The following is a 21,812-nucleotide window of genomic DNA, read 5'->3' on the forward strand; positions in this document are numbered from 1 at the left end:
GAAACGAAGGCACTGTTTTCACAAAATTTGCGCAGCAAGAAAATTGCAAGCTTGTAAAATTGTCCAGATGGGGTCACCTTATTGTCATCCAGGTGTCACACGACAAATTCAAAGGCGGTTGATTGATGGAAAGCAATGCAGGTGGCGACGATTCGCAGCGCCAGGCGAAACTCATCCCCCTCGTTCGAAATAATGATTTGCCGATTACCTTCGACCGGCGCGAACTCAATCAAATTTTGCGTGTTTATGGGTTTATGGTGTCCGCTGGCGAATGGCGGGATTATGCCATTGACCATCTTTCCGACAGAGCAATCTTTTCGGTTTTCCGGCGCACCAGCGAAGTCCCGATGTTCCGCATTGAAAAGAACCCGAAACTGTCACGCAAACAGGGTGCCTATAGCGTTATCGCCGCAAGCGGCCTTATTCTTAAACGCGGGCACGAACTCGACAGGGTCTTGCGCATTTTTGACAAGACGCTGAGCATCGTACGCAGCTAGAACAGGCCGCTCAATAGCGCATGCCAAATCTGCCAAGCGCGATCTTTGAAACATTGCTCACGCATGGCTTTATCTTTCTGAAGCGCATCAGCCCGATATTATCTGGAAAACTTGCTGATTTTTAGAAATGGCCAGCCGGGCGGTGTTAAGCTCCGCAATAAAGCGCCACCATAACAGAATGCTTGTACTGCCAAAGCCAAGGCACAACCCGAACCAGATGCCATAGCTGCCCCATCCGAACCCGTATGCGCACAACACCATCGCGGGGATCCCGATAAGCCAGTAACCCACAAGTGTATTGAACAGGGCCACCTTCGTTTTTCCAAGCCCACGTAACAAGCCGACACAGATATTCTGTGAGCCTTTGAAGAATTGATGCGCAATGGCGAACCATAATAATGTGGCTGCCGCCCCGAACAGGGATGGATCGGCCCGGCCACCGAGAAATGGAAGCAAAACTATTTCAGGCAGGAACACATAGACAAGGCCGATAATTGCCATTGCACTGAAGCTGATCGCGAATGTTCGTCGTGCAATAGCGCTGACCTGATCTGCCTGCCCCTTGCTGACCGTCCTGCTCACAAGAATTGATGAACCTTGCGAAAGGCCAATATTGAGCTGGTAAACAATATAGGCAAGTTGATTGACGATATTGGAAGCCGCCAATGCTAACGGACCGAAGGTTCCCATGAAGACCGTTGCTATCGAAGTGATCGCTGCTTCGGAACCATATGTCAGCGTAATCGGCAGGCCCATCCGGGTAATGATCGCCAATGTTGCCGGGCGTGCCCGCCATCCATCGAGCGCAAGCAGAGGCCTGAGCGCATCATCACGCCGGACGGTTCTCAGATAGACCAGAAATGTCCATGCCTGAACCAGGGTGGTGGCAAGGCCAATTCCAGCCAATCCAAGCGGAGGTATCCCGAGCCAACCATAGATGAAGATCAGGTTCAGGCCAGCATTGACGGCTATGGATATTATCGTAACGGTCAATAAGGAACCGGCGCGGCGCATGCCGACCGCGAACTGCCGCAACACGTTTAGCCACAGCATTGGCAGCAAGCCCGGGGCCAAGGTCAGCATGATCGGCTTGGCCAAAGTTGCCACCGCAGTCGCTTGGCCAAGGAAAGTCAGGATTTGGCTGAAAATCACCAATATGACGCCGGCAATCGTCGCCGCAATTGTTGCAATCAATATTGAGGCACACAGCAGGTCGCGTATTTCGTCAGTCGCGACGTCGTCAATTGCAGATGTTCCGGTACGTTTCTCGCTGCGTCCGACCGAAGCAGCAATGAGATTGCCAACCCCCGTCACCATACCAACGCACATGGTACGCAGCTGGTTATAAAGCAGCAGCGAAAGGCCCCCGGCTGCAACGGCCTGAACACTGATGAAACCCATCATCAGCAGATCGGTGCTTGTCAGGGCAACCTGGGCAAACTGGATACCTGCAATGGGCGCAGCCAAATCCAGAATTTCTTTATACTGTCTGAAATTTATCGGCATCGCTTTAGGCCCACAACGTCGTCGGAGGCACTGATGCCAACCTTATCGATTCAATATAGGCGTCAAAAAGCTGGTCAAGGCGACGATGCGCCGGTTTGTCCAGAAGCTGCCGCTCGTTAAGCCAATCATCATTGAAAACGCTGTCGAGATATTTTTCTCCGGCATCACAAACCAGGACGACCATAATGCTCTTTGGCTCCACGAGCGCCAAACGTTTGAGAGCAACGTGGATGGCAGCGCCTGCAGTGCCGCCAACGAGAAGGCCGGTTCTGCGCGCCACCACACGTGCCGCCGTGAATGCATCAATATCGTTTACTGTAAGGCCCTCATCGATCAGTTCGTGCTCGACATTGGGTCCAACCGTAAAACCGGCCGGCGCTCCGGCCCCGGTCTGCCAGTATTTGCCCGGGGCTCCGCCGAAAATAATCGATCCGGCAGGCTCCACGCCAATGCTTGTCACATGAGAACCGAGACGATGCAGTTCTTTGACCGTTCCACACAGTGTTCCCCCTGTTCCCACCGCGCCAACCAGATAGTCGATATCTGTTCCAACATCCCGAAGCAGTTCCATGGCTAGCCCGGTATAGCCTTCATTATTGCTCGGATTGTAGTGCTGATCCGGCCAGAAAGCGCCGGTAGCCTTTACAATCTCGCCAGCTACACGGCGTCTGGCAACCGTGCTCGGACCCTCGGTATTGCTTTCCACGAATACAAGCTCGGCGCCCATCGCTTGCATGACCCGCAGTTTGTCGCGCGAGGCATGATTATCCACAACGGCCGTAAATTTATAACCACGCTCAAGAGCGATCAATGCAAGCCCGGTTCCTGTATTGCCCGAGGTTGGTTCAACAATATGTCCTCCTGGTTTGAGCTTGCCATCGCGCTCGGCCGCAAGAATCATCTCCCGGGCCATCCGCACTTTACATGAGCCGGTTGGATTAAACTGTTCCAATTTCAGCAGCAGCCGGCTGCCCGAACCGGTGCGCGACAGCTCCAATAATGGTGTGTCGCCAATCAGCTCGGAAGATTTGGTTTTAATACGTTCAAAGGAAGGATTGCTATACACATTCATCGGTCAATCCTCCACGTAAAACGCTCATTGTCCTCGGTCACGACGATCTTGGGGGGCAAGGCAAGTTGGTGAAACTCGCTTTCATTTTTATCCATCTGATAGCCGGCAGTATTGGGGTAGATGATGTGGTCGCCATAACGAGGTGGCGCAGGGAAATTGATTTTCCGCCACGTCAGGACGTCATATTCCATACAGCTCGATCCACCGATCGCCGCGCTGACGGGGTTCTGTGGCCGAGCCTCTCCGTGTTGAACAAGAAATGGTGCAGGCAGAAACTCACTGTTCTTCCATTGCTCGGACAAGCTCATGCTGATCCCTGCAACCGTAACGATCCCGTGTTTGTCGTTCTGTTTATATCCCTGCACCGGAAAGACGGTCATCCCCGCCCCATCCAGCAGAGCTCTTCCAGGTTCCAGATAGAGCTGAATTTGCGCATCAGCGAGGCGCGAAGCCAAAGTGCCAGTCGTGGCGGGTGATTGGAGTACGGCATCCAGCATCGCGGCGCCGGTTGGCGACTGGTAGTATGGATAAAAGTGGTTAAAGGTCTTCCCGGCGTGAAACTGTGACGGGTCCATTGCTTCAAGAAAGGAATGCCAGTCCTGCTCATCGATATAATGACAGGCAAAGCCGCCGCCAATTGAGATAGCGGCACTGGGAAACCCTTGCTTGCGCGCTTCAAGGCAGCGATCAATGAGCGCCAATGCCAATTCAGCACGCGGAGCGACCGCATAGCCATCAAGGTGGAAAGAATAGCCATTCATGATGACGTATTCACGGGATTCGGCGCAACGCTTCAGCGCAGTATCCAGGTCTGCCTGGTTCAGCCCAAAACGACTATTGGGCGCATGGGGAGGCAGCACCCGCAGCAAAATCTGCAATGGAACAGAATACTTGGCAATGCTGATTGCCCGTTCCAGTTCGTCCAAGGCGTCAATAGCGACAGTTGCTTTATGGCGGCAAGACAGCCAGAGAAGATCATCACTCTTTGCTGCTCCCGTAACACCGATATTACTGCCGCAAATACCGTTTGCCAGAGCGTGGACAAATTCCGGGACACTGGCAACATCAACTGAGCCGTCCAGTTTTGCCACTTCGCGCAACCACGCTCCCGCTTTATTGGCCTTCTTGCCGAAATAGACATGCCCGCTCACATTGCGCTGTTTGAGAATAGTCTGGAATGCCTCGAGATTGGCGGCAAAACTATCCGGGTGAATGAGATGAAACGGGCCCTCGATTGCGTTGCTGATCTGGCGCAGAAGAGCGGAATCCTGTCTTACAGCCAGAGCCCAGGGGCGCTCCAAGGCGCGTACGGAGTTGAGGCCTATTTCCATAGCTCAATCCTGTTTCCGCGTCCGGCGGCGATGGCTCTTGTTGCAAGTGCATGGGCAACAGGAATGTCTGTGATGATCATGCCGCTGCTGAAAGCAAATACGCGATCCTGCTGTGAACGGCGTCCGCTTTTGCGGCCGACAATGATATCAGGCAGTTCTGCATCAATTCTGGCAATGCCATCGGGTCCGGCAAGACGTTTTCCCGTGACGCCCAGCTGACCTTCATTTGTCGCAATGGCATAGTCGGCATCTCCCAGCGCTCCGCCTGCGACGCCCTTGCTTGCGACCGAAATCAGCAATCCACCCTGTTTCAGCCATTTGGTCTCAACTTTGGGATGGGCGGCACGACCCGAGGCGGCGATCACAATGTCAGATTCGGCAACTGCTGCGGGAACATCCGTTACCAGCTCGATGCTACGACCCGGAAAATAGCGTGCAAACATTTCCAAGCTGGCAGCTATGCCGTCCGGGTGCGTCCCGAAAAGCCGCAGCGTTTCGAGATCTGGAAGAGCGGTCAAAAGAAAAGGAAGCGTATTGATGCCCTGTGCTCCGGTTCCAATCATCAATGCAGAAATGGCATTCTCTTTTGCGCAACTCCTGGCAATAAGTGCCGTTGTTGCAGGCGTGCGCAGGCCGCCTACGCGATGGCAGTCCATCAACGCAAATGGCAAACCGGTTGTGTCATCGTAAAGGCTGATAGTGGTGTAATATTTTTCCGCGCTCTCGGCTCCTTGACGGTACGAGGTTTTGAACCCGGCCTGTTGGAGTGCGCCATCATAACCAAGCATTGAATAGGCAACGGCATCGCGCTGCTCGAGTGGTAGCGGCATCATAAGCTTTGTCGGACAACGGGATTGTCCATTTGCATAGAATGCGTAAGCATCTTCCACGAGCCGGATAATATCAGCTGGCGGCAGCTCAATGTCGGCAAGATCGGAACGGGTAAGGATGTGAATTGCAGGTGTGTGCATATAGGATTTGGTCAAAATTAATCTCTTTCCAAATGATCTTGTCGCGATGAACAGCAATAATTTCTTGTGTAACGCATAGCCGGCGCATTGATTGTGCCGATGTAAAATAATCAGGTCAGGTGAAGACGTTGCTTAAAAGGGTGGTGCCAACAAAATTGAGGGAGGCCGGACTCCCAAGTACCTCCATGAAGGTTGATCTGAAAACGGGATCAATATGAACGGAACGTCTGGTTACTCGCTTTGCAATCTGGAATTCATTGAACTGTAAATCGGACGAGCATTTCAAATACAACGATCATTATTCGCAACATTATTACATCCCTATTACGTATCGAATACATTTTGGTGACTGGCGGTATTTTCGGGACTTCCTTTTAGAGGTTGCGCACTTCATCTGCCACCGCACCAACCAACTCGTGGTCATGGCTGATCAGCAAAGCACCGCCCCCATTTGCAACAAACCTGCGGACCGCATTGACAACCGTAGCGGTCGTGGCGGGATCAAGCATCGCACTCATCTCGTCGAGAATAATGTAGTTCGGCTTTGCCGCGACGGTTCTGGCCATGGCAGCGCGTTGAAGCTGGCCGTCGGAAACCTGCGCGGGGTATCGCTCTAAGAGGTCGCGTGTCAATCCGACAGAAGCAATGAGTTCGTCAACATCAACATGCGGTTTGGCGACCTGCCGGATGGTTTTCCCCAAGGTCAGTTTTGGATTGCATGAACGGCGGGGAGACTGGAACATCATGCCTATTCTGCCCTGCACCGTTCGGCCGGAGCGGCCACGGACATTTCCGACGCTAAAACCATCACAAGTGACCAGTCCATATGATGGTTGGATAAGGCCCGCCATCACCCGCCCGAGGGTTGTTTTTCCTGTCCCGGATGGCCCGGTCAAACCCAATATCGACCCGGCATGAACAGTGAGGCAAACCTTGTCGAGAATCCGGACGGGACCAGACTGGGAATGCCCGAATTCAACAATTACATTCTCTGCTTTCAAGCAAGCCATCACAGCGCTCCGGCGGCTGAAAGCCGTGCCGCGTAATTATAGGTTTCGGGCAAATCAGTGAGCACGGGTGGCACGCCCGGCATCATGTGCAATCCATTGCGGGGTAATGCGGCAAGCAGGTCGCGGGTGTAACGCTCCTTTGCTCCGCCAACCAATATATCGCGTGCCTGCCCGCTCTCTACCATTCGGGAAGCATACATGACGCTGACAGTGTCAGCAGCACCGCTATCGATGAGCTCCGCTATATCATGCGTGATGAGGATCACGGCAGCGCCCGCATCTGCTGTCCCGCGTAAAAGGCGCAAGAGGCCCACCGTAAGATCGGGATCCAGAGAAGCCGTCGGCTCGTCAGCAATAATTACTTGCGGATTTCCCGCCAACGCGAAGGCAACCGCTGCGCGCTGCGCCATTCCGCCGGACAGTTCATGCGGATAGAGGCTGAGCGCGGTGGGGCTGAGATCAACATGGCTCATCAGCTCGCTAGGCGTAAGCGGGCCGCCAAGGACAGTGACAGTCTCAGTGAGCTGCGATCCCACGGTGCGCACCGGCGTCAGGAAGGTGGCTGCCGATTGTGGTATAAGCGCAATATTGCGGCCCGCCAGTTCACGTTCCCGCCCAAAAATGCTCTGCCCATCATAAGTAATATTGCCTGTGACCTTGGCCGAGCGTGGCAGCATCCCTGTAAGAGCTTGCGCAATCATTGATTTTCCGCAACCGGATTCGCCCACCACCGCATGAATGCGGCCCTGCTCCAGCGTAAGACTGACCCGTGTAACCGCATGTACGACACCGCCGTTCAAAAGTGGCAGTCGGATGGTGAGATCGTCTATAATTACAGTCATCAAATAGAACCCCGCACGCCATTCATGCGGCCCGTGAGGTTCGTACCCACAATCCCGATAGACAAGGTAACCGCGATTAAAAACAGGCTTGGAAATACAAGCAGCCACCATTGCCCAAGCAGCAAAGCCCCTTGCGCATCGGCAAGGAGCGTGCCGAGCGATGCTTTGTGCACAGGGAGTCCAATCCCAAGGAACGACAAAGTCGATTCATGCCAGATTGCATGCGGTATGAGGAGTACGAGTCCGATCATGCTTTGACCAAGTGATGCAGGCACAAGATGGTACCAAATGATCTGCCAGCGACTCATCCCTGAAAGCCATGCCGCCTCGACATATTCGGCATGTCGAAGCCCCAATATCTGCGCTCTCACGATGCGCGCAATCTGAATCCAATGCGTTAGAACAAGAGAGGCAATAATTGCCAGCAGTGAGCCTCGGAATAGGGACACGATGATCACCCCGAGCAAAACATGTGGCAACGCGTTCATTCCATCCATAAGGCGCGTAATGGTTCGGTCGACCCAGCCGCCCGTCATACCCGCAAGAATTCCAAGCAGCATGCCAAACAGGCTCGATCCGACGGCCGTCGTCAGCGCAATCGTCAACGATATTCGCAGCCCGGTCGCCACTCTGATAAATAGATCATGGCCAGCAGAGTCCGTGCCGAAAAGACCACCTGCACCAGGCGCAAGCCCGCTGCGCGCAAAGTCAGCCGATAGGGGATCAACATTGGTTACCCAAGGCACAATAAATGCATAGCCGCCGATCAGCATAAGTACAGCCCAGGCTATTGATACGGCTGGAGAGGGCCACAATCGTCGATTCCACGAGACCTCAAGCATCGGCGTCCACGCGCGGATCGAGAATGACATAGATCACATCCGCCAGCAGATTTCCGATCAGCACCAGCATTGTTATGGCAAGCGTGAGAAAGGTCAGCAGAGGAAAGTCTAGAGATTGCGCGCTTCTGACGAGCGCGCTTCCCAAGCCCGGCCAGGCGAAAATTGTTTCAACGAGAACAGAACCGACAACAAGTTCCGGTAACCGCGCGCCCACCAGCGCTATGAAAGGTGGCAATGCAGTTGGCAGGACGTGTCGGCGCAGAATCATCGGGTACGGGATGCCGCGAACACGCGCGCCCCGCACCGCATCAGAGGTCAACACTTCGGCAATAGAATCCTTCAGGCTTAAAACCAGCCATGGTATCTGAGTTACGCCCAAAACCAGGCCTGGAAGCAGAAGGTGGCTCACTGTCGATGCAAAGCCTATTGGCTGCCCCGGATATGTCAGCCCTCCAGTCGGCGCCCAATGCAGTGACAAAGCAAAAAGACCAAGTGCGGAAAGCGCAAGGACAAATGGAGGGGTTGCCTGCAGTATGATCGTCAGAACACCGATCGAGCGACTGATCAGGCTTTGCGGTCGAAAGCCGGCAATGGCGCCCAACAGGAGCGATACAACCACACTGATCATCAATCCTGTTACGCCCAATAGAAGGGTCCATGGCAATCGGTCCCGAAGAACCTGCGCAACCGGCTGATAGTACGATCGGGATATGCCGAGTTCTCCGCGAAACAGGCTGCTTATCCACTCCCACCATGTCAGATACCAGGGAGCATCCAGACGCAATTCTGTGACGAGTTTTGCCTGTTGCGCAATGCTGAGCTCTCCGGCACGGCCGTCCATATAGGCATCAAGAGGATCATAAGGACTCACCGCCGCAAGCGCAAAGACACCAATGGTGACGAGGACGAGAAGTGGGATCAAAAATCCGAAGCGTCTGGCAACCATGACAAGAATATCGTGGCGCCGACGGCGCCACCTTTCATGCAACATACCCACACTATTGCCTCTGCCAATTTTCGATCGCATACCATGGGCCAAACCCCACTCCATGCGTATGAGGCTCCAGAATCGCAGCATCCCTTGTGAAACCTTGCTGCCGCTTCACATAAACATGATTGAGATAGGCCAGTTGCAGCATGGCAGGCTTCAATCGATATTGCTGCTGTATCTGCCGGTATAAATCGACCCGCTTATCGGAATCTTGTTGAACGCGCGCTTCATCCAGCAAGCGATCGACAGTCGGATTGATGTAATCAGAACCATTGTCCCATTTCGCTCCCACTCCGGACTTGGCATATTTTGAGTGCAGAATATGATAAATCTGGCCATCAATCGAGTAAGGTATGCCGCCGCCGCCCAGCATGACTGGCGTGCGGGCGTAAACTTCCGCAGTTACTGACTTGGAGTCCTGCGCTACCAGATTGAGCTCAATGCCAATTTTCTTAAGATCACTGGCGGCAGCAAGACTTAGATCCTTGCGCGCACGATCACGATTGGGGAAATAGATAACGTCGAAGGCTGCACGCAGACCGTTCCGAGCGCGCACGCCATCCGGCCCCACGACCCACCCCGCATTGTCGAGAATTTTCTTTGCCTGCTCGGGATCATATGGAAACTCTTGGGCCGGGTCATAGCTGTCACCATAAAACGAAGCCAAAAAGGTGGAATTCGCAACGCCATGCCCTTTCAGCACATGCTTGACCATGCTCTCACGATCCACTGCGAGATTAACAGCAAGGCGCACCGCATCGTCACCGGCAACCGGATCGCCAGCCGGGAGCGTAAGGCCTCGCCAATCGGCAGTAGGAACGGAAATTACTTCAAACTCAGGAGCCTGAAATGTTTGCGCCAGCTCGGCAGCCAGCATACTGCCATCACCCTCACCGGCGCGCAGTTGCTGAGCGCGGGCATTTTCATCGGCCGTGTGGCGGATGATGATCTTGTCGACCTGTGGCTTGCTGTCCCAATAATCGGCACGCGCACTCATGATAGCTTGGTCAGGCCGAAGTTCGGTCAGCACATATGGACCCGTGCCAATAGGCTTGTCATTAAGCGAAGAGTTTTCCGCTTTACCAAGATTGACGAAATCGAACGCTTCGGAAGGGGCGATTGAATTGAGCAAGCGGCGACCAAACTCCGCCAAGGGTTCCTTGAGCGTAAACTTAACTGCGCTACCCTCCGCCTCGACCTTTTCCACTTCGTCCCACGCAGAGATTTCCGACGATGCGGAACGAGGATCAAGCAGGGCCTTGAAGGTGGCCACGACATCCTCGGGACCAAACGTCGTGCCGTCGGAAAAACGCACACCGGAGCGAAGTGGTACCGTCCAGACGCGATTATTGTCGCTTGCGACACTGGGACCGGAAGCAAGGATTGGCGTAAGGGCAGGTTGCTTGTTGAAAACGCCTGTCTCAATCCGATAAAGACCTTGATAGATATGCGAGTCGCCGTTGCGGCCGTGACCAGTGATTGGATTGTACCGGCCCAGCATATCTCCATCGATGATGATAACGGTGTTGACCGAAGGGGACGATGTTTCCGCCAAGGCAGGCGGAATAACCAAAATCATGCTTGTAATTGCAGTAGCGAGCAAGCACCTGACGTTCATTAAAGAGGTCATTAAAAAATCAATCCTTTTAATACAAACTGCAAAATTAATCGGCGCGGCGTGGAGAAAAATTTCCAAACTCAATTCACGCAAATCGATACTTAATAACATAACCTATCTTCTCACAAGCTGTTTTTTTATGGCGTGAAATTTTCCGGTTTTTAGATCTCGGTAGATGCGATCGGCGCGCTGTTATTGACAGCACCGCATACGGATGATAGCCGTATGATAATATGATTGTTTTAGTCAATTTATATGTTAGATGATATATTATTACACATAATCAAGAAGGTCTTATTATGCTTGGCAATGGGCTTAAGTCACTTTGTACAATTGGTTTGATTGGTATTTTGACAGTGGGGTCCGCTACGGCTGACAGCACAAAGACGCAATCCATCGTTGATGAGCGGGGAACGACGGTCCAAGTGCCGGTTGAACCCAAACGCATAGCCGCCATTTCTTATTTCGCTACGGATGTTGCGTTCGCGCTTGGTATCAAACCAGTGGCGACCACCTACATGGCGGCCGGTCGCGACCCCGATTTTCTTCTGGGCATGACAAAGCAGATCAAACAAATCGGCCAGCGGGCCAAACCAAATCTGGAATTGCTGTCGGAAGCCAAACCCGACATTATCGTTGCCATGCGCCGCTACACTATCGGCAATGCCGAACAGTTGCAGAAGATCGCGCCTTATGTGGCTTACAATATGGAGCTTTTGAGCGAAAGCAATCGCGAGATCTCCCAACTTGCAAAGATACTCGGCAAGCCCGAGCGTGGCGATGAACTGAATGCGGCATTCTCCCAGCACCTTGCCGAATACAGTGCCAAAGCGCCGAAAAATGTGCATCCGCGTTTTCAGATCATGTGGGCTGGAGATACCCCGTGGTCTTTCCATACCGAGAATACGACGGCCTCGATTGTGGCGGCTCTCGGCGGTGACAATATCGCAGGCTCAATGCGTCCCGGCGGACCATTCGGGATAGAACTCAGTCTTGAGGCTATGCTGGAAAAAGACCCCGAGGTCATTTTTGTCTACGATTCTGGCCCCGACCGCCCCCACGAGAATAACCCGATCTGGCAGCAGCTTTCTGCAGTCAAGAATGGCAGCGTTTTTTATGTGGCCGATCATTGGGTAGAAACCAACGGTCCAATCGCCCGCGAAATCGTTTTGCGTGAAGCAGCGCACTATCTTTATCCGGACACCTTCCCGAAGGTCGATGTCAGAGCGGAAGCCGCTAAGCTGATACCTTCAGACATTCAGTAGTTATACTTCTTGGCGCAGAAGCAAAAAACGGGGATGGGGCGATCAGCAACTATGACCGCCCTTATTGTGGCAACAGCCCTGCTGGTTGTGGTTGCCGGCCTGCTCGTCGGCTCCAAACCGCTAGGATTGTCCAAGGTTCTATCGGTTCTCGTATCGCCCGATGGCAAGATTGAATCAATCCTTGTTTGGACACTGCGCTTGCCCCGGAGCCTTTCGGCCCTTGTGGCAGGCGCGGGGTTGGCGGTGTCGGGCTATCTGTTGCAGGCGCTAACGCGCAACCCTCTGGCTGGTCCGGATATTACCGGCGTCGCATCGGGCGCCGTAGCACCCATCGTATTCTGCTTTGTATTTCTACCGTGGATTTCGTCGGTCTATCATCCATTTGTCGGGTTGGCTGGCGGTCTGACTGCTGCCTCGGTGACACTTTGGATATCGCGTGGCGGAAGGGGCCGTCCGCTGCATCTTGCTCTTGGCGGCATCAGCGTTTCACTTTTTCTGGGAGCAATAACCACCTATGTTCTGCTGCTCAGCGGACCGCAAACACCTTCCCTCCTTTTCTGGTTATCCGGCGGTTTTCAGGGAAGATCATGGCCGCAGCTTCTGTACATGACACCTTGGGTTGCTGTTGCCGTGGTCGGCGCTTTTGCCTGCCAGCGTGTCATCGGCATGCTGGCACTCAGCGAGCATGCATCCATCGGCATGGGCCTGAATATGAATTTGTGGAAACCGATACTCCTTGTGCTTGCTATTATGCCCGTAGCCGGTGTCGCGCCGGTCGCGGGACCAGTTGCTTTCGTTGGTCTTGTCTCGCCCCATATTGCTCGACTGCTCAAGCCGCAGAGCACCCTATGGTCAATTGCCTTGACAACCGCCATTGGTGCTTTGATGGTTGTAACTGCCGATGTGATTGCCCGCAGCATTGCCCTGCCGCGCGAACTTCCGGTGGGAATTATCACCGCATTGCTGGGTGGCCCATTCTTTGTCTATCTCGTCCAAACGCAAAGTTTTTTGCTGAAAGGCGGTCATTGACATGACAATGTCCGTCCCGGTCCAACGCCCATCTCTCATTGCACCATTATTCACTTTGCTCGCATTAATGGTGCTGGTATTTGTGGCCGCGGTGTTCTTGGGCGTTGCGGATCTTCCGGCCACTGATGTAGCAGCGGTCATGGCGGGCCATGGTTCTGACCAAGCCAAATCAATCATTCTGGATATCCGGCTACCGCGTATTGTTACTGGAATACTTGCAGGTATTCATTTCGCCGTCGCTGGACTCTTGTTGCAAACCATCACCCGAAATCCACTCGCCGATCCCTCGATCATGGGAATTTCGCAGGGTGCAACGCTGGCCGTCACAATTTTCCTTTTGTTTGCCGTCTATATTTACGATCCCGGCTCCAATACGCTCGCGGTACTGCCGGTCGCATGGCTACCAGCTATTGGCACTGTCGGCGGCATCATGGCGGGTGGCATCATTTATCTCCTCGCCTTCAGACTCGATCTGGGACCACTCAGGATTACCTTGTGCGGCATCGCAATCGGCGCCGTCCTGCACGCCGCCGCTATCGGATTGATTGCCGGATGGGGTTCAGCGCGCATTGAAATCCTCCTGGAATGGTTATCCGGCAGTCTTTACGCACGCAGCTGGAATCATGTGCTTTTCCTCTTGCCCTTTACAGTTTCAGGGCTCGCTATGTTGCCGATCCTGCGGCGCTCCATAGACCTTTTGCGGTTCGATCCCCCGGTTGCACGATCCTTCGGTCTCTCCTATCGCAAACAATTGTCGGTTGTTCTGCTATTGTCTTGCGCGCTTGCGGCAAGTGCCGTCGGTGCTGTTGGCCCCATCATTTTTGTGGGACTTGTCGTTCCGCATCTTGCCCGTTTTTTGGCAGGAAAACGTTTCGCGCTTGTACTGCCTTTTACCATTGCTCTCGGCGCATTCATTGTTACCTTGGGCGATCTTCTTGGCCGTCTCCTCGGACAGGCCGAAGAAATCCCCATCGGGGTGGTCACGGCGGTCTTTGGGGTGCCGGTATTGATCGCCCTGCTTCGCAAGATACCTTGAGGATCATAATGCCCCTCTCCTGCTCGCAATTGTCGGTTTTCTATGGATCGCGCAAAGCGTTGAACAGCTTCAACATTGACCTGAAGGCCGGAGAGGTTCGGGCGCTCATCGGGCCCAACGGCTCGGGTAAGAGCACTGCATTGCAGGCACTCTCAGGTTTGATCGTGCCGCGGGAAGGTCGCGTTGAAATCAACGGCAAACCCGCCAAACTAATGTCGCGACGAACCATTGCCAAGCAGATGGCTTTCCTGCCGCAACAACCTTCGGCTCCCGACGAGATGACTGTTGAACAGCTCGTCAGGCAGGGCCGCTATCCGCATGTAGGCTTGTTTCGCAGCTACAACAGCCATGATGAACTGGCCATCGAATGGGCGTTGGAAAGCACAGGGCTGACCGCTCTTGCTGACCGAAGCCTGCTCGAGCTTTCGGGAGGCGAGCGGCAGCGCGCCTGGATATCAGCGGCTCTGGCACAAGAGGCCCAGATCCTGCTGCTGGATGAACCGACATCGTTTCTCGATATCGGTTTTCAGGTGGAAGTCCTCAATCTGGTTCATCGTCTTAGCCGCGAAAGGGGCGTGACAATTATCATGGCCATTCATGACATCAATCAGGCCATCTCCGTCAGCGACCGAATTTCGCTGCTGGAAAAAGGTCAGTTGCTGTTCGATGGCGAGCCCAATGCCCTTGCCGAAAGTGGCCTGATCGAAAAAGTATTCCGGGTTAAAGGCAACTTTGTCCGCATCACGCCGGAGAGCCGTCCGCACTTTGATATTGAGCTTGCCCGAATGCCAGGCGCCAGGATTTAGAGCTCTTCTGTAGCGAGCAGAACGATTCTATCCAAGCAGAACCTTAAGCCTTTAGCGGTGGCTGATCTGGAAGCGTTGCTGCCCCGCCATTCATATCAAGCTGCATCAAAACCGTATCCAGCCAGCGACCATGCTTGAAGCCAGAGGCTTCTATCTTGCCGCAATGCCGGAAGCCTGCCTTGGTATGAAGCTTTACGGATGCAGAGCCTTCGTGACCGTCGCCGATAACCGCGATAAACTGACGGAACCCCAAGGCAGTGCAGTCGTCAATCAGTCTCTGGATGAGGATTTTCCCCAAGCCCTTTCCTTTGGCTTCCGGCGCGATGTAGATCGAGTCTTCTACTGTCCACCAATAGGCAGGGCGTGACCTGAAATAGCTGGCATAGGCATAACCAATAACCTTACCGCCCTGCTCGGCCACCACATAGGGAAAGCCATCTGAAACAAGCGAATGAAACCTTTTCGTCATTTCCTGAAGATCGGGCGCGTCGATCTCGTAAGTAGCCGTGCCGTGAAGGACGGCATCGCGGTAGATTTCAGTAATGGTTTCGAGATCGGCAGGCTGCGCGGGGCGGATATGAATGTCAGACATGGCTTCGCTTGATGAATAATTACTGACAGCTTTCATGCACCTATTTGGTGCAAACTTAAAGGTGCTGACACCGCAAACGGGATCAAAAACCTATATTCAAGGCATAAAAAAGGGCAGCTTGCGGCTGCCCTTTTCAGTATCACTGCCTGCGCAAAACTATTCGCGGTTGCCCAGGAACTGCAGCAGGAACATGAACATATTGACGAAGTCGAGATAGAGACGAAGTGCACCCATGATTGCCTTGCGGCCATAGGAGTCCGAATCGTCGCCTTCATAGTACATTTCCTTGATCTGCTGTGTGTCGTAGGCGGTAAGACCTGCAAACACCAGCACGCCAATCGCCGAAATAGCGAACTGCAATGCGCTTGACTGAAGGAAGATATTGACCACCGAAGCGAGCAGGATGCCGATTACGCCCATGAACAGGAACGAGCCGAAACCGGAAAGATCACGCTTGGTTGTGTAGCCATAGAGCGAAAGCGCGCCAAACGACGCCGCTGTGATGAAGAACGTCTGCACAATGCTTCCTGAAGTATAGACCAGGAAGATTGACGAGAGCGACGCGCCAACGAGCGCGGCATAGACCCAGAAGGTCGTCTGGGCTGCGGCAACGCTCATCGAGTTAATGCGGAAGCTCAGGAAGAACACTGCAGCCAGCGGCGCGAGCATGACGACCCACTTCAGCGGCGATACGTAGAACGTAACACCGAAGCTGGTCAGCATCTTGCCATTTGGCAAAGTAGCAGCCGCAAGCGACGGATCATTTGTCGTCGTCATATAAACGATTGCGAGGGCGGCAAGACCGGTCACTGCGAGACCGATCGCCATAAGATTATAGACCTTCAGCATGTAGCTGCGCAGACCTTGATCGATCCCCGCGTCCACACGCACTCCGGCCGTATTCTGGGCCTGGATGTTGCGATAGTCAGCCATGGTTTTCCTCATTGCTTCGTCCCGCCCTTGTGTCGGGGACTATCCCCAGGCTCCGCTGGCGGGACCCCAGCATGCCTTGACAAGAATTATGGTGATTAACCCGCCCCATAACAAGTCCTGTTTTACTCAAGATTGCGTGCGCAATCGCAAAATAGGGCTCAAATAGTCAAATATTACATGATTTTAATCATTTCAGAGGTTTCTGAGCACCGGCGCAGCCTTTTGTCCCAATATGCGCCATGTTCCTGCAAGGCCGAATCCCACTGTCAGAATCAGGGCTACTGCAACAGTCATGACCGCAACTTCCGGCTGGAATGAAGCTGGCAGGGACATGACCCTGACGATCACGTACCAAGCCGCCAAACCACCAGCCAGCAGCGCAAACACTGCCGTTGACAGCCCAAGCAGCACATATTCCAGCGTAAAGGCCTTGATGAGCGTACGCCGCGTCGCCCCAAGTGTTTTCAGCACCACAGCATCGTGAATACGTGCCCGGTTCCCTGCCGCCAATGCGCCGCCCAAGACCAGTATCGACGCGATCAAGGCAACGGACGCGGCGGCTCGAATGGCCACTGCCAATTGCCCCACCAGTTCATTGGCAATGGTGATGGCATCCTTGACGCGAACTGACGTGACGGCAGGATAAACGCTGGTTACCTCCCGCATCACATTGGCTTCCTGTGCCGTGGTCGCGGCGGGATCTGACAGCGTTGCCAGCCATGCATGTGGAGCGCCTGCAAAGGTGTTAGGCGAGAAAACCATGACGAAGTTGATTGCAAGTGATTCCCATTGCACTTCGCGGAAGTTGGCAATTCGCGCCGTCATATTGCGGCCGAGTACGTTAACGGTGACTGTATCACCAAGCTTGAGGCCGAGATTGCGGCCCTCTTCTGCTGAAAAGGACACCAATGGTTCGCCCGTATAGTCGGCTGGCCACCAACTGCCTTCAGTCAAGGTTGAATTTTCCGGCACGTTCTTCGCGTAAGTAATGCCTCTGTCACCACGCAGCACCCATGCGCCCTCTGGTGAAATAGTCATCTTGGTAATGTCCGTGCCGTTGAAAGCAACGATACGGCCGCGCAGCATAGGCGCGCTTACAATCTTTCCATTGGGCGCTGATTTTTGCAGCAGATCCTTGAACTGATCTATTTCCCTGCTTTGAATATCCACGAAGAAGAAATTCGGAGCCTTTTCCGGCAGATTGCCCGCCAATTGCTGCCTGAGGCTACCATCAATCAAGGCTAGGGAAACAAGCAGGGTCAGACCGAGGCCGAGCGACAAAACCACGGAGGGTGTCAAGGCGCCAGGCCGATGAATATTGCCGATAGCAAGACGGAATGCTGTCGAGGAGACACGGGGCGCACGACGCGCAAGCCATTGAACCAGGCTGGAAACTGCACGCAGGATAATGAATGAAACGGCAACGGCGCCCACGAATACAATAGCAATGCGCCGGTCATAAGCGAAATAGATCGCCAGGAGACAAAGCGCTCCCATCAGCGCGACGGCAATGCCGATGTAAGTGGGTTTTGGCCAGCCGCGCTGATCGAAACCCTGCTCGCGGAATAAGGCAGTCGCCGGAACGTCGCGCGCCCGCCCTAAAGGTAGGATTGCAAAGGCTAGCGTCGTTAAAAGACCGAACAGGGCAGCCCAGAGCAATGCACCGGGATAAAAACCGCCTGCTCCCGCAATGGGGAGGACGTTTTGAAGTGCGTAGGCTGCAAGATAGGGAATGGCCGCAGCTGCAATCAAACCTACAAGAATGCCGACAATGGCCAGAATGACGATTTGAAAGAGATAGACCGCAATAACAAACCAACCCGGCGCGCCGAGTGATTTGAAGGTAGCGATAACGCCGCGCTTGCCGTCAAGATAGGAACGGACGGCATTGGCGACACCAACACCGCCAACGACAAGCGCCGTCAATCCGACCAACGTCAGGAACTGTGAGAAGCGTTCAATATTGGCGCTAAGCGATGGCGCAGCATTGGTGCGGCTGCGAATTGTCCAACCAGCTTGCGGAAACTTTTCCTGCGCTTCGTCGCGTATGCGTGTGATGTTCTCCTCGCTGGAGGCTGCCGGAAGAGAAATTTTATAATTGTGATCGACGAGACTGCCGGGCTGAACAAGTCCGGCGGCACCGAGTCCTTCAAGCGACACCATGAAGCGTGGTGCAAAACCAAAGCCGTCCGAAAGTGCATCCGGCTCATTCACAATAACCGAACGAACCTCAAAACTTGCCGAGCCGAGGAGAATGCGGTCGCCAAGCTTCAAGTGCAGACGCTCCAGAAATATCTCAGCTACCGTGGCACCATAGGCGCCTTCTTTTTCATCAAAGAGCGCCCCGTGATCAAGCTTTGGCGTTGTTTCGAGTTTTCCATTCAAAGGATAAGAACCATCGACGGCCTTGACCTCCACCAATGATTGATCGCTGCCATCGGGAAGCCGTGCCATGGAGCGCATATTGGCACTCACGGCCAACTTGCCCTTGCTTTCAAGGAAGGCGCGCTCTTCTGCCGTGACTTCGCGCTGGTTAAGCTGGAAGCGGATATCGCCGCCAAGAATGCTTTGGCCCTGGGTGGAAATTCCCGAAGTTACCGAATTGGCCACCGAGTTGACGCCGCCGATCGCGGCGACACCGAGCGCAATGCAGGCGAGAAATATATAGAATCCCGAAAGACCGCCGCGCATTTCACGCAGCGCAAATCGCAGAGCCAGTTTCAATGTTGGACCCGAACCAAACGACAAATTGCTCATGCGGTTTTTGCCAAGGCCGGCGCGCCTTCATCCGACTCGATCAGGCCCGAGCGCACACGAATTTCCCGGTCGCAGCGACCGGCCAAGCTGGTGTCATGTGTGACAAGGACCAAGGTGATTCCCAGTTCGCGCTGTTTTTCAAAAAGGAGATCGGCGATTTGTCGCCCTGTCGCCGTATCAAGGTTTCCGGTTGGCTCATCGGCAATCAGTATCTTGGGCGACGGTGCAAGGGCTCTGGCAATAGCCACGCGCTGTTGTTCACCGCCTGAAAGTTCGCCCGGGTAATGGGTGACGCGATCTGCCAGACCCACGGCCGCAAGCATGCGTTCTGCAATGGCAAAAGCATCGGAATTTCCGGCCAACTCCAAGGGAACGGCCACATTTTCCAATGCTGTCATGTTCGGAATGAGATGAAATGACTGAAACACAATGCCGATATTCTGGCCGCGAAAAGCTGCAGTGGCATCCTCGCTTAACGTTTCAAGCCTCGTGCCTGATATTTGAACCGAGCCGGAGTCCACATGTTCAAGTCCTGCCAAAACCATCAAAAGCGTGGATTTTCCGGAACCTGAGGGACCGACAATCCCAACGGATTGACCCGTATCAATATCGAGGGAAATCCCCTTGAGGACATGCACGGCCGAAGCGCCTGTGCCAAGTGTCAACTCAATGTGATCGAGCTTGATAACGGATTTCGTCACGAAAAGACTTCCTTTGCGATATGGTCCACACAACATGCAACGCAGCTGATCTGATATGGGTGTCCCGAAATGATATTCAAACCGTTGATAAGAATTGTTGTTTTTCTAAGTCTTGTTGCCTTGCCTGTTTCGGCTTTGGCCAATCAAAATACCGTGTCCGGACAACCGCTGTCGGTTGTGGGCTTCGGTGACAGCCTGATGTCGGGATTTGAATTACCCGTTCAGGACTCGTTTCCAGCCCAGCTGGAAAAGGCGTTGAAGGACAAGGGGATAAACGTCACAGTCGCAAATGCAGGCGTGGCGGGTGAGACAACAACTGACGCGGTGAGCAGGTTGGACTGGTCTGTACCGGAAGGCACGGGCCTGGTTATTCTTGAATTTGGCGCCAATGACGCATTGCGTGGCATTTCACCGGAGATAAGTGAAAAAAACCTCGCGGAAATCATCGAAAAGCTGCAACAGCGCAAAGTTCAGGTCATTTTGGCCGGAATGCTTGCGCCACCGAATATGGGCGGTGATTACGAGGACAAATTCAACGCGATCTTCCCCAGATTGGCGCAGAAATACGACGTCCCGCTCTATCCCTTCTTCATGGAAGGCGTGGCCGCGCAGAAATCATTGCAACTTGAAGACGGTATGCATCCAAATACGCAAGGCGTCGCTAAGATGGTGGAAGGGTTTTTGCCGGTCATCGAAAAAACCATCGCCGACGATACATCGTCGTCTAACAAAGCCACAAATTCCAACATATCGCAGTAGAACACATACCGTGACCAATTTGTCGCGCAGGGCAAGAATATGAACTTATGGCTTGCCCCCGGACGGGTTCAATGATTCTCTAGGTGCACAACTCGATTCGGGGAGGATGCCTTATGCCGCGTCTCTTTACTGCCCTCGAAATTCCGCGCGACGCCGCACTCTCGCTGTCGTTGTTGCGCGGCGGGCTTCCGGGAGCCCGATGGATCGATGTCGAAAACTATCACATCACATTGCGTTTCATCGGGGATGTCGAAGGTCACGTTGCCGACGAAGTGGCAAACGCTCTTGATCGCATTCGACGTCCTGAATTTACTCTCCGTCTTTCGGGCGTTAACGCCTTTGGTTCCAAGAAGCCGCACAGCGTGGTTGCTTCTGTAGCGCCCTCGCCCGATATTCAGGCACTGCAAGCTGAGATAGAGCGTATCTGCCAAAGACTTATGCTTGCTCCCGATCCTCGGAAGTTTACGCCACATGTTTCGCTGGCCCGGCTACGCAATGTCCGCAACGAGGAAATAGCCCATTATCTCTCTTCACGGGGCAATTTCTCCACGGCACCCTTTCCTGTCGGGCGTTTTGTGCTGATGTCATCACGCGATTCAGTCGGTGGCGGGCCTTATATCGTCGAGGAGGCCTGGCCTCTGGAGTCGCGCCGGTCGTCCTATCAGAACCTTGCGGAAAGGCCTTTTGAGGCCGCAAGGATCATCCGGTAGATCGCTTCGAAATCCGAATCTGTGCCGTAATAAGGGTCGGGAATTTGCTTGGCATCGCCGAGGGCAACCCCATAAAATAGTCCTGTTTGCGCGGATGCACCGGCAGGACGGCGCTTTTCAATGGCAGCCATGTTCATTCTGTCCATGCCGACAATCAGGTCAAAGCGATGAAAATCATCGGCCACCAGCTGCCTGCATTGTTGGTTGGAAATATCGATACCATAACGACGCGCTATTTTGATCGATCTCGCATCCGGCGCTTCGCCGGTGTGATAGCCATTGGTTCCGGCAGAATCGATCAACGCTCCTCCGGCTTTGCCTTCTGCTTCCAACACGGCTCGGAATACGCCTTCTGCCAAGGGCGACCGGCAAATATTGCCAAGGCAAACAAAGAGAACGGAACGAAGCGGCAGAGTTTTCATTTCGGCACCATAATAGCCAAGATAGCGTTGACGATCCCACTTACCAAAGAATTCACATCATTGTGAGCAAAACTCTTGCACCGCCCCCTACTCCTTCCCATGTTCTTAACGAACAAATCGAA

At 53.8% G+C, this 21,812-nt stretch carries 21 protein-coding genes; 7 read left to right on the forward strand and 14 right to left on the reverse strand.

The window, feature by feature from the left end; all coding sequences use genetic code 11:
- Positions 1-125 precede the first annotated feature (125 nt).
- Positions 126-497 carry a DUF2794 domain-containing protein gene (locus V9K95_RS06790; RefSeq protein ID WP_115054455.1) on the forward strand — a complete coding sequence of 124 codons (372 nt, stop codon included), beginning with the start codon at positions 126-128 and terminating at the stop codon, positions 495-497.
- A gap of 87 nt (positions 498-584) precedes the next feature.
- On the opposite strand, the gene V9K95_RS06795 is transcribed toward V9K95_RS06790, so the two are convergent.
- The 9 genes from V9K95_RS06795 to V9K95_RS06835 all read right to left on the reverse strand — a co-directional run bounded on the left by V9K95_RS06795 (position 585) and on the right by V9K95_RS06835 (position 10,641).
- The gene (locus V9K95_RS06795; RefSeq protein ID WP_115054456.1) at positions 585-2,003 is read right to left on the reverse strand and encodes an MATE family efflux transporter; all 1,419 of its coding nucleotides are present in this window, start codon (positions 2,001-2,003) and stop codon (positions 585-587) included.
- 4 nt (positions 2,004-2,007) lie between these two features.
- The gene (locus tag V9K95_RS06800) at positions 2,008-3,075 is read right to left on the reverse strand and encodes a PLP-dependent cysteine synthase family protein (RefSeq protein ID WP_336440349.1); all 1,068 of its coding nucleotides are present in this window, start codon (positions 3,073-3,075) and stop codon (positions 2,008-2,010) included.
- Positions 3,072-4,406 carry a Y4yA family PLP-dependent enzyme gene (locus tag V9K95_RS06805; RefSeq protein WP_115054458.1) on the reverse strand — a complete coding sequence of 445 codons (1,335 nt, stop codon included), beginning with the start codon at positions 4,404-4,406 and terminating at the stop codon, positions 3,072-3,074. Before V9K95_RS06805 ends, V9K95_RS06800 begins: the two co-directional genes overlap by 4 nt.
- On the reverse strand, positions 4,397-5,392 hold the full coding sequence (locus V9K95_RS06810; RefSeq protein ID WP_336440348.1) for an ornithine cyclodeaminase: 996 nt from the start codon (positions 5,390-5,392) through the stop codon (positions 4,397-4,399). The genes V9K95_RS06805 and V9K95_RS06810 overlap by 10 nt, the downstream gene beginning before the upstream one ends.
- 359 nt (positions 5,393-5,751) lie before the next feature.
- A complete protein-coding gene (locus V9K95_RS06815) occupies positions 5,752-6,387 on the reverse strand; it encodes an ABC transporter ATP-binding protein (RefSeq protein WP_336440347.1) in 636 nt (211 codons plus the stop codon).
- Entirely contained in the window at positions 6,387-7,229 is an 843-nt protein-coding gene (locus tag V9K95_RS06820; RefSeq protein ID WP_336440346.1) for an ABC transporter ATP-binding protein, read from the reverse strand. The genes V9K95_RS06815 and V9K95_RS06820 overlap by 1 nt, the downstream gene beginning before the upstream one ends.
- Complete coding sequence (locus V9K95_RS06825) at positions 7,229-8,101, reverse strand: ABC transporter permease (protein WP_337345099.1); 873 nt, start codon at positions 8,099-8,101, stop codon at positions 7,229-7,231. The genes V9K95_RS06820 and V9K95_RS06825 overlap by 1 nt, the downstream gene beginning before the upstream one ends.
- Complete coding sequence (locus V9K95_RS06830) at positions 8,064-9,017, reverse strand: ABC transporter permease (RefSeq protein ID WP_336440344.1); 954 nt, start codon at positions 9,015-9,017, stop codon at positions 8,064-8,066. Before V9K95_RS06830 ends, V9K95_RS06825 begins: the two co-directional genes overlap by 38 nt.
- A 52-nt stretch (positions 9,018-9,069) precedes the next feature.
- Positions 9,070-10,641, reverse strand: coding sequence for an ABC transporter substrate-binding protein (locus V9K95_RS06835; protein ID WP_336440343.1), 1,572 nt, complete (start codon positions 10,639-10,641; stop codon positions 9,070-9,072).
- Between the two features lie 338 nt (positions 10,642-10,979).
- Here V9K95_RS06835 and V9K95_RS06840 point away from each other — a divergent pair, with 338 nt between their 5' ends.
- From V9K95_RS06840 to V9K95_RS06855, 4 genes are read left to right on the forward strand one after another with little or no spacing between them, the layout of a single operon-like run.
- On the forward strand, positions 10,980-11,945 hold the full coding sequence (locus V9K95_RS06840; protein ID WP_336440342.1) for an ABC transporter substrate-binding protein: 966 nt from the start codon (positions 10,980-10,982) through the stop codon (positions 11,943-11,945).
- 51 nt (positions 11,946-11,996) lie between these two features.
- Positions 11,997-12,974, forward strand: a complete 978-nt coding sequence (locus V9K95_RS06845; RefSeq protein WP_336440341.1) for a FecCD family ABC transporter permease — start codon at positions 11,997-11,999, stop codon at positions 12,972-12,974.
- A gap of 7 nt (positions 12,975-12,981) precedes the next feature.
- On the forward strand, positions 12,982-14,010 hold the full coding sequence (locus V9K95_RS06850) for a FecCD family ABC transporter permease (RefSeq protein ID WP_442958544.1): 1,029 nt from the start codon (positions 12,982-12,984) through the stop codon (positions 14,008-14,010).
- Between the two features lie 8 nt (positions 14,011-14,018).
- Entirely contained in the window at positions 14,019-14,816 is a 798-nt protein-coding gene (locus V9K95_RS06855) for an ABC transporter ATP-binding protein (RefSeq protein WP_307281390.1), read from the forward strand.
- A 43-nt stretch (positions 14,817-14,859) separates the two neighbouring features.
- Here V9K95_RS06855 and V9K95_RS06860 read toward each other — a convergent pair whose 3' ends face one another.
- The 4 genes from V9K95_RS06860 to V9K95_RS06875 all read right to left on the reverse strand — a co-directional run bounded on the left by V9K95_RS06860 (position 14,860) and on the right by V9K95_RS06875 (position 19,799).
- Positions 14,860-15,408, reverse strand: a complete 549-nt coding sequence (locus V9K95_RS06860) for a GNAT family N-acetyltransferase (protein WP_307281393.1) — start codon at positions 15,406-15,408, stop codon at positions 14,860-14,862.
- A gap of 156 nt (positions 15,409-15,564) precedes the next feature.
- Entirely contained in the window at positions 15,565-16,341 is a 777-nt protein-coding gene (locus V9K95_RS06865; protein WP_115054465.1) for a Bax inhibitor-1 family protein, read from the reverse strand.
- Positions 16,342-16,533: 192 nt separating this feature from the next.
- Complete coding sequence (locus tag V9K95_RS06870) at positions 16,534-19,098, reverse strand: ABC transporter permease (protein ID WP_336440340.1); 2,565 nt, start codon at positions 19,096-19,098, stop codon at positions 16,534-16,536.
- A complete protein-coding gene (locus V9K95_RS06875; protein WP_115054467.1) occupies positions 19,095-19,799 on the reverse strand; it encodes an ABC transporter ATP-binding protein in 705 nt (234 codons plus the stop codon). Before V9K95_RS06875 ends, V9K95_RS06870 begins: the two co-directional genes overlap by 4 nt.
- Before the next feature lie 69 nt (positions 19,800-19,868).
- Here V9K95_RS06875 and V9K95_RS06880 point away from each other — a divergent pair, with 69 nt between their 5' ends.
- Positions 19,869-20,558, forward strand: coding sequence for an arylesterase (locus tag V9K95_RS06880; protein WP_336440338.1), 690 nt, complete (start codon positions 19,869-19,871; stop codon positions 20,556-20,558).
- Between the two features lie 113 nt (positions 20,559-20,671).
- Complete coding sequence (gene thpR / locus V9K95_RS06885) at positions 20,672-21,268, forward strand: RNA 2',3'-cyclic phosphodiesterase (protein ID WP_115054469.1); 597 nt, start codon at positions 20,672-20,674, stop codon at positions 21,266-21,268.
- On the opposite strand, the gene V9K95_RS06890 is transcribed toward thpR, so the two are convergent.
- Positions 21,220-21,690 carry a low molecular weight protein-tyrosine-phosphatase gene (locus V9K95_RS06890; RefSeq protein WP_115054470.1) on the reverse strand — a complete coding sequence of 157 codons (471 nt, stop codon included), beginning with the start codon at positions 21,688-21,690 and terminating at the stop codon, positions 21,220-21,222. The two genes, thpR and V9K95_RS06890, sit on opposite strands and share 49 nt — an antisense overlap.
- Between the last annotated feature and the right edge of the window lie 122 nt (positions 21,691-21,812).

The sequence above is a fragment of the Phyllobacterium sp. CCNWLW183 genome (assembly GCF_037203775.1).
Lineage (GTDB): Bacteria > Pseudomonadota > Alphaproteobacteria > Rhizobiales > Rhizobiaceae > Phyllobacterium > Phyllobacterium ifriqiyense.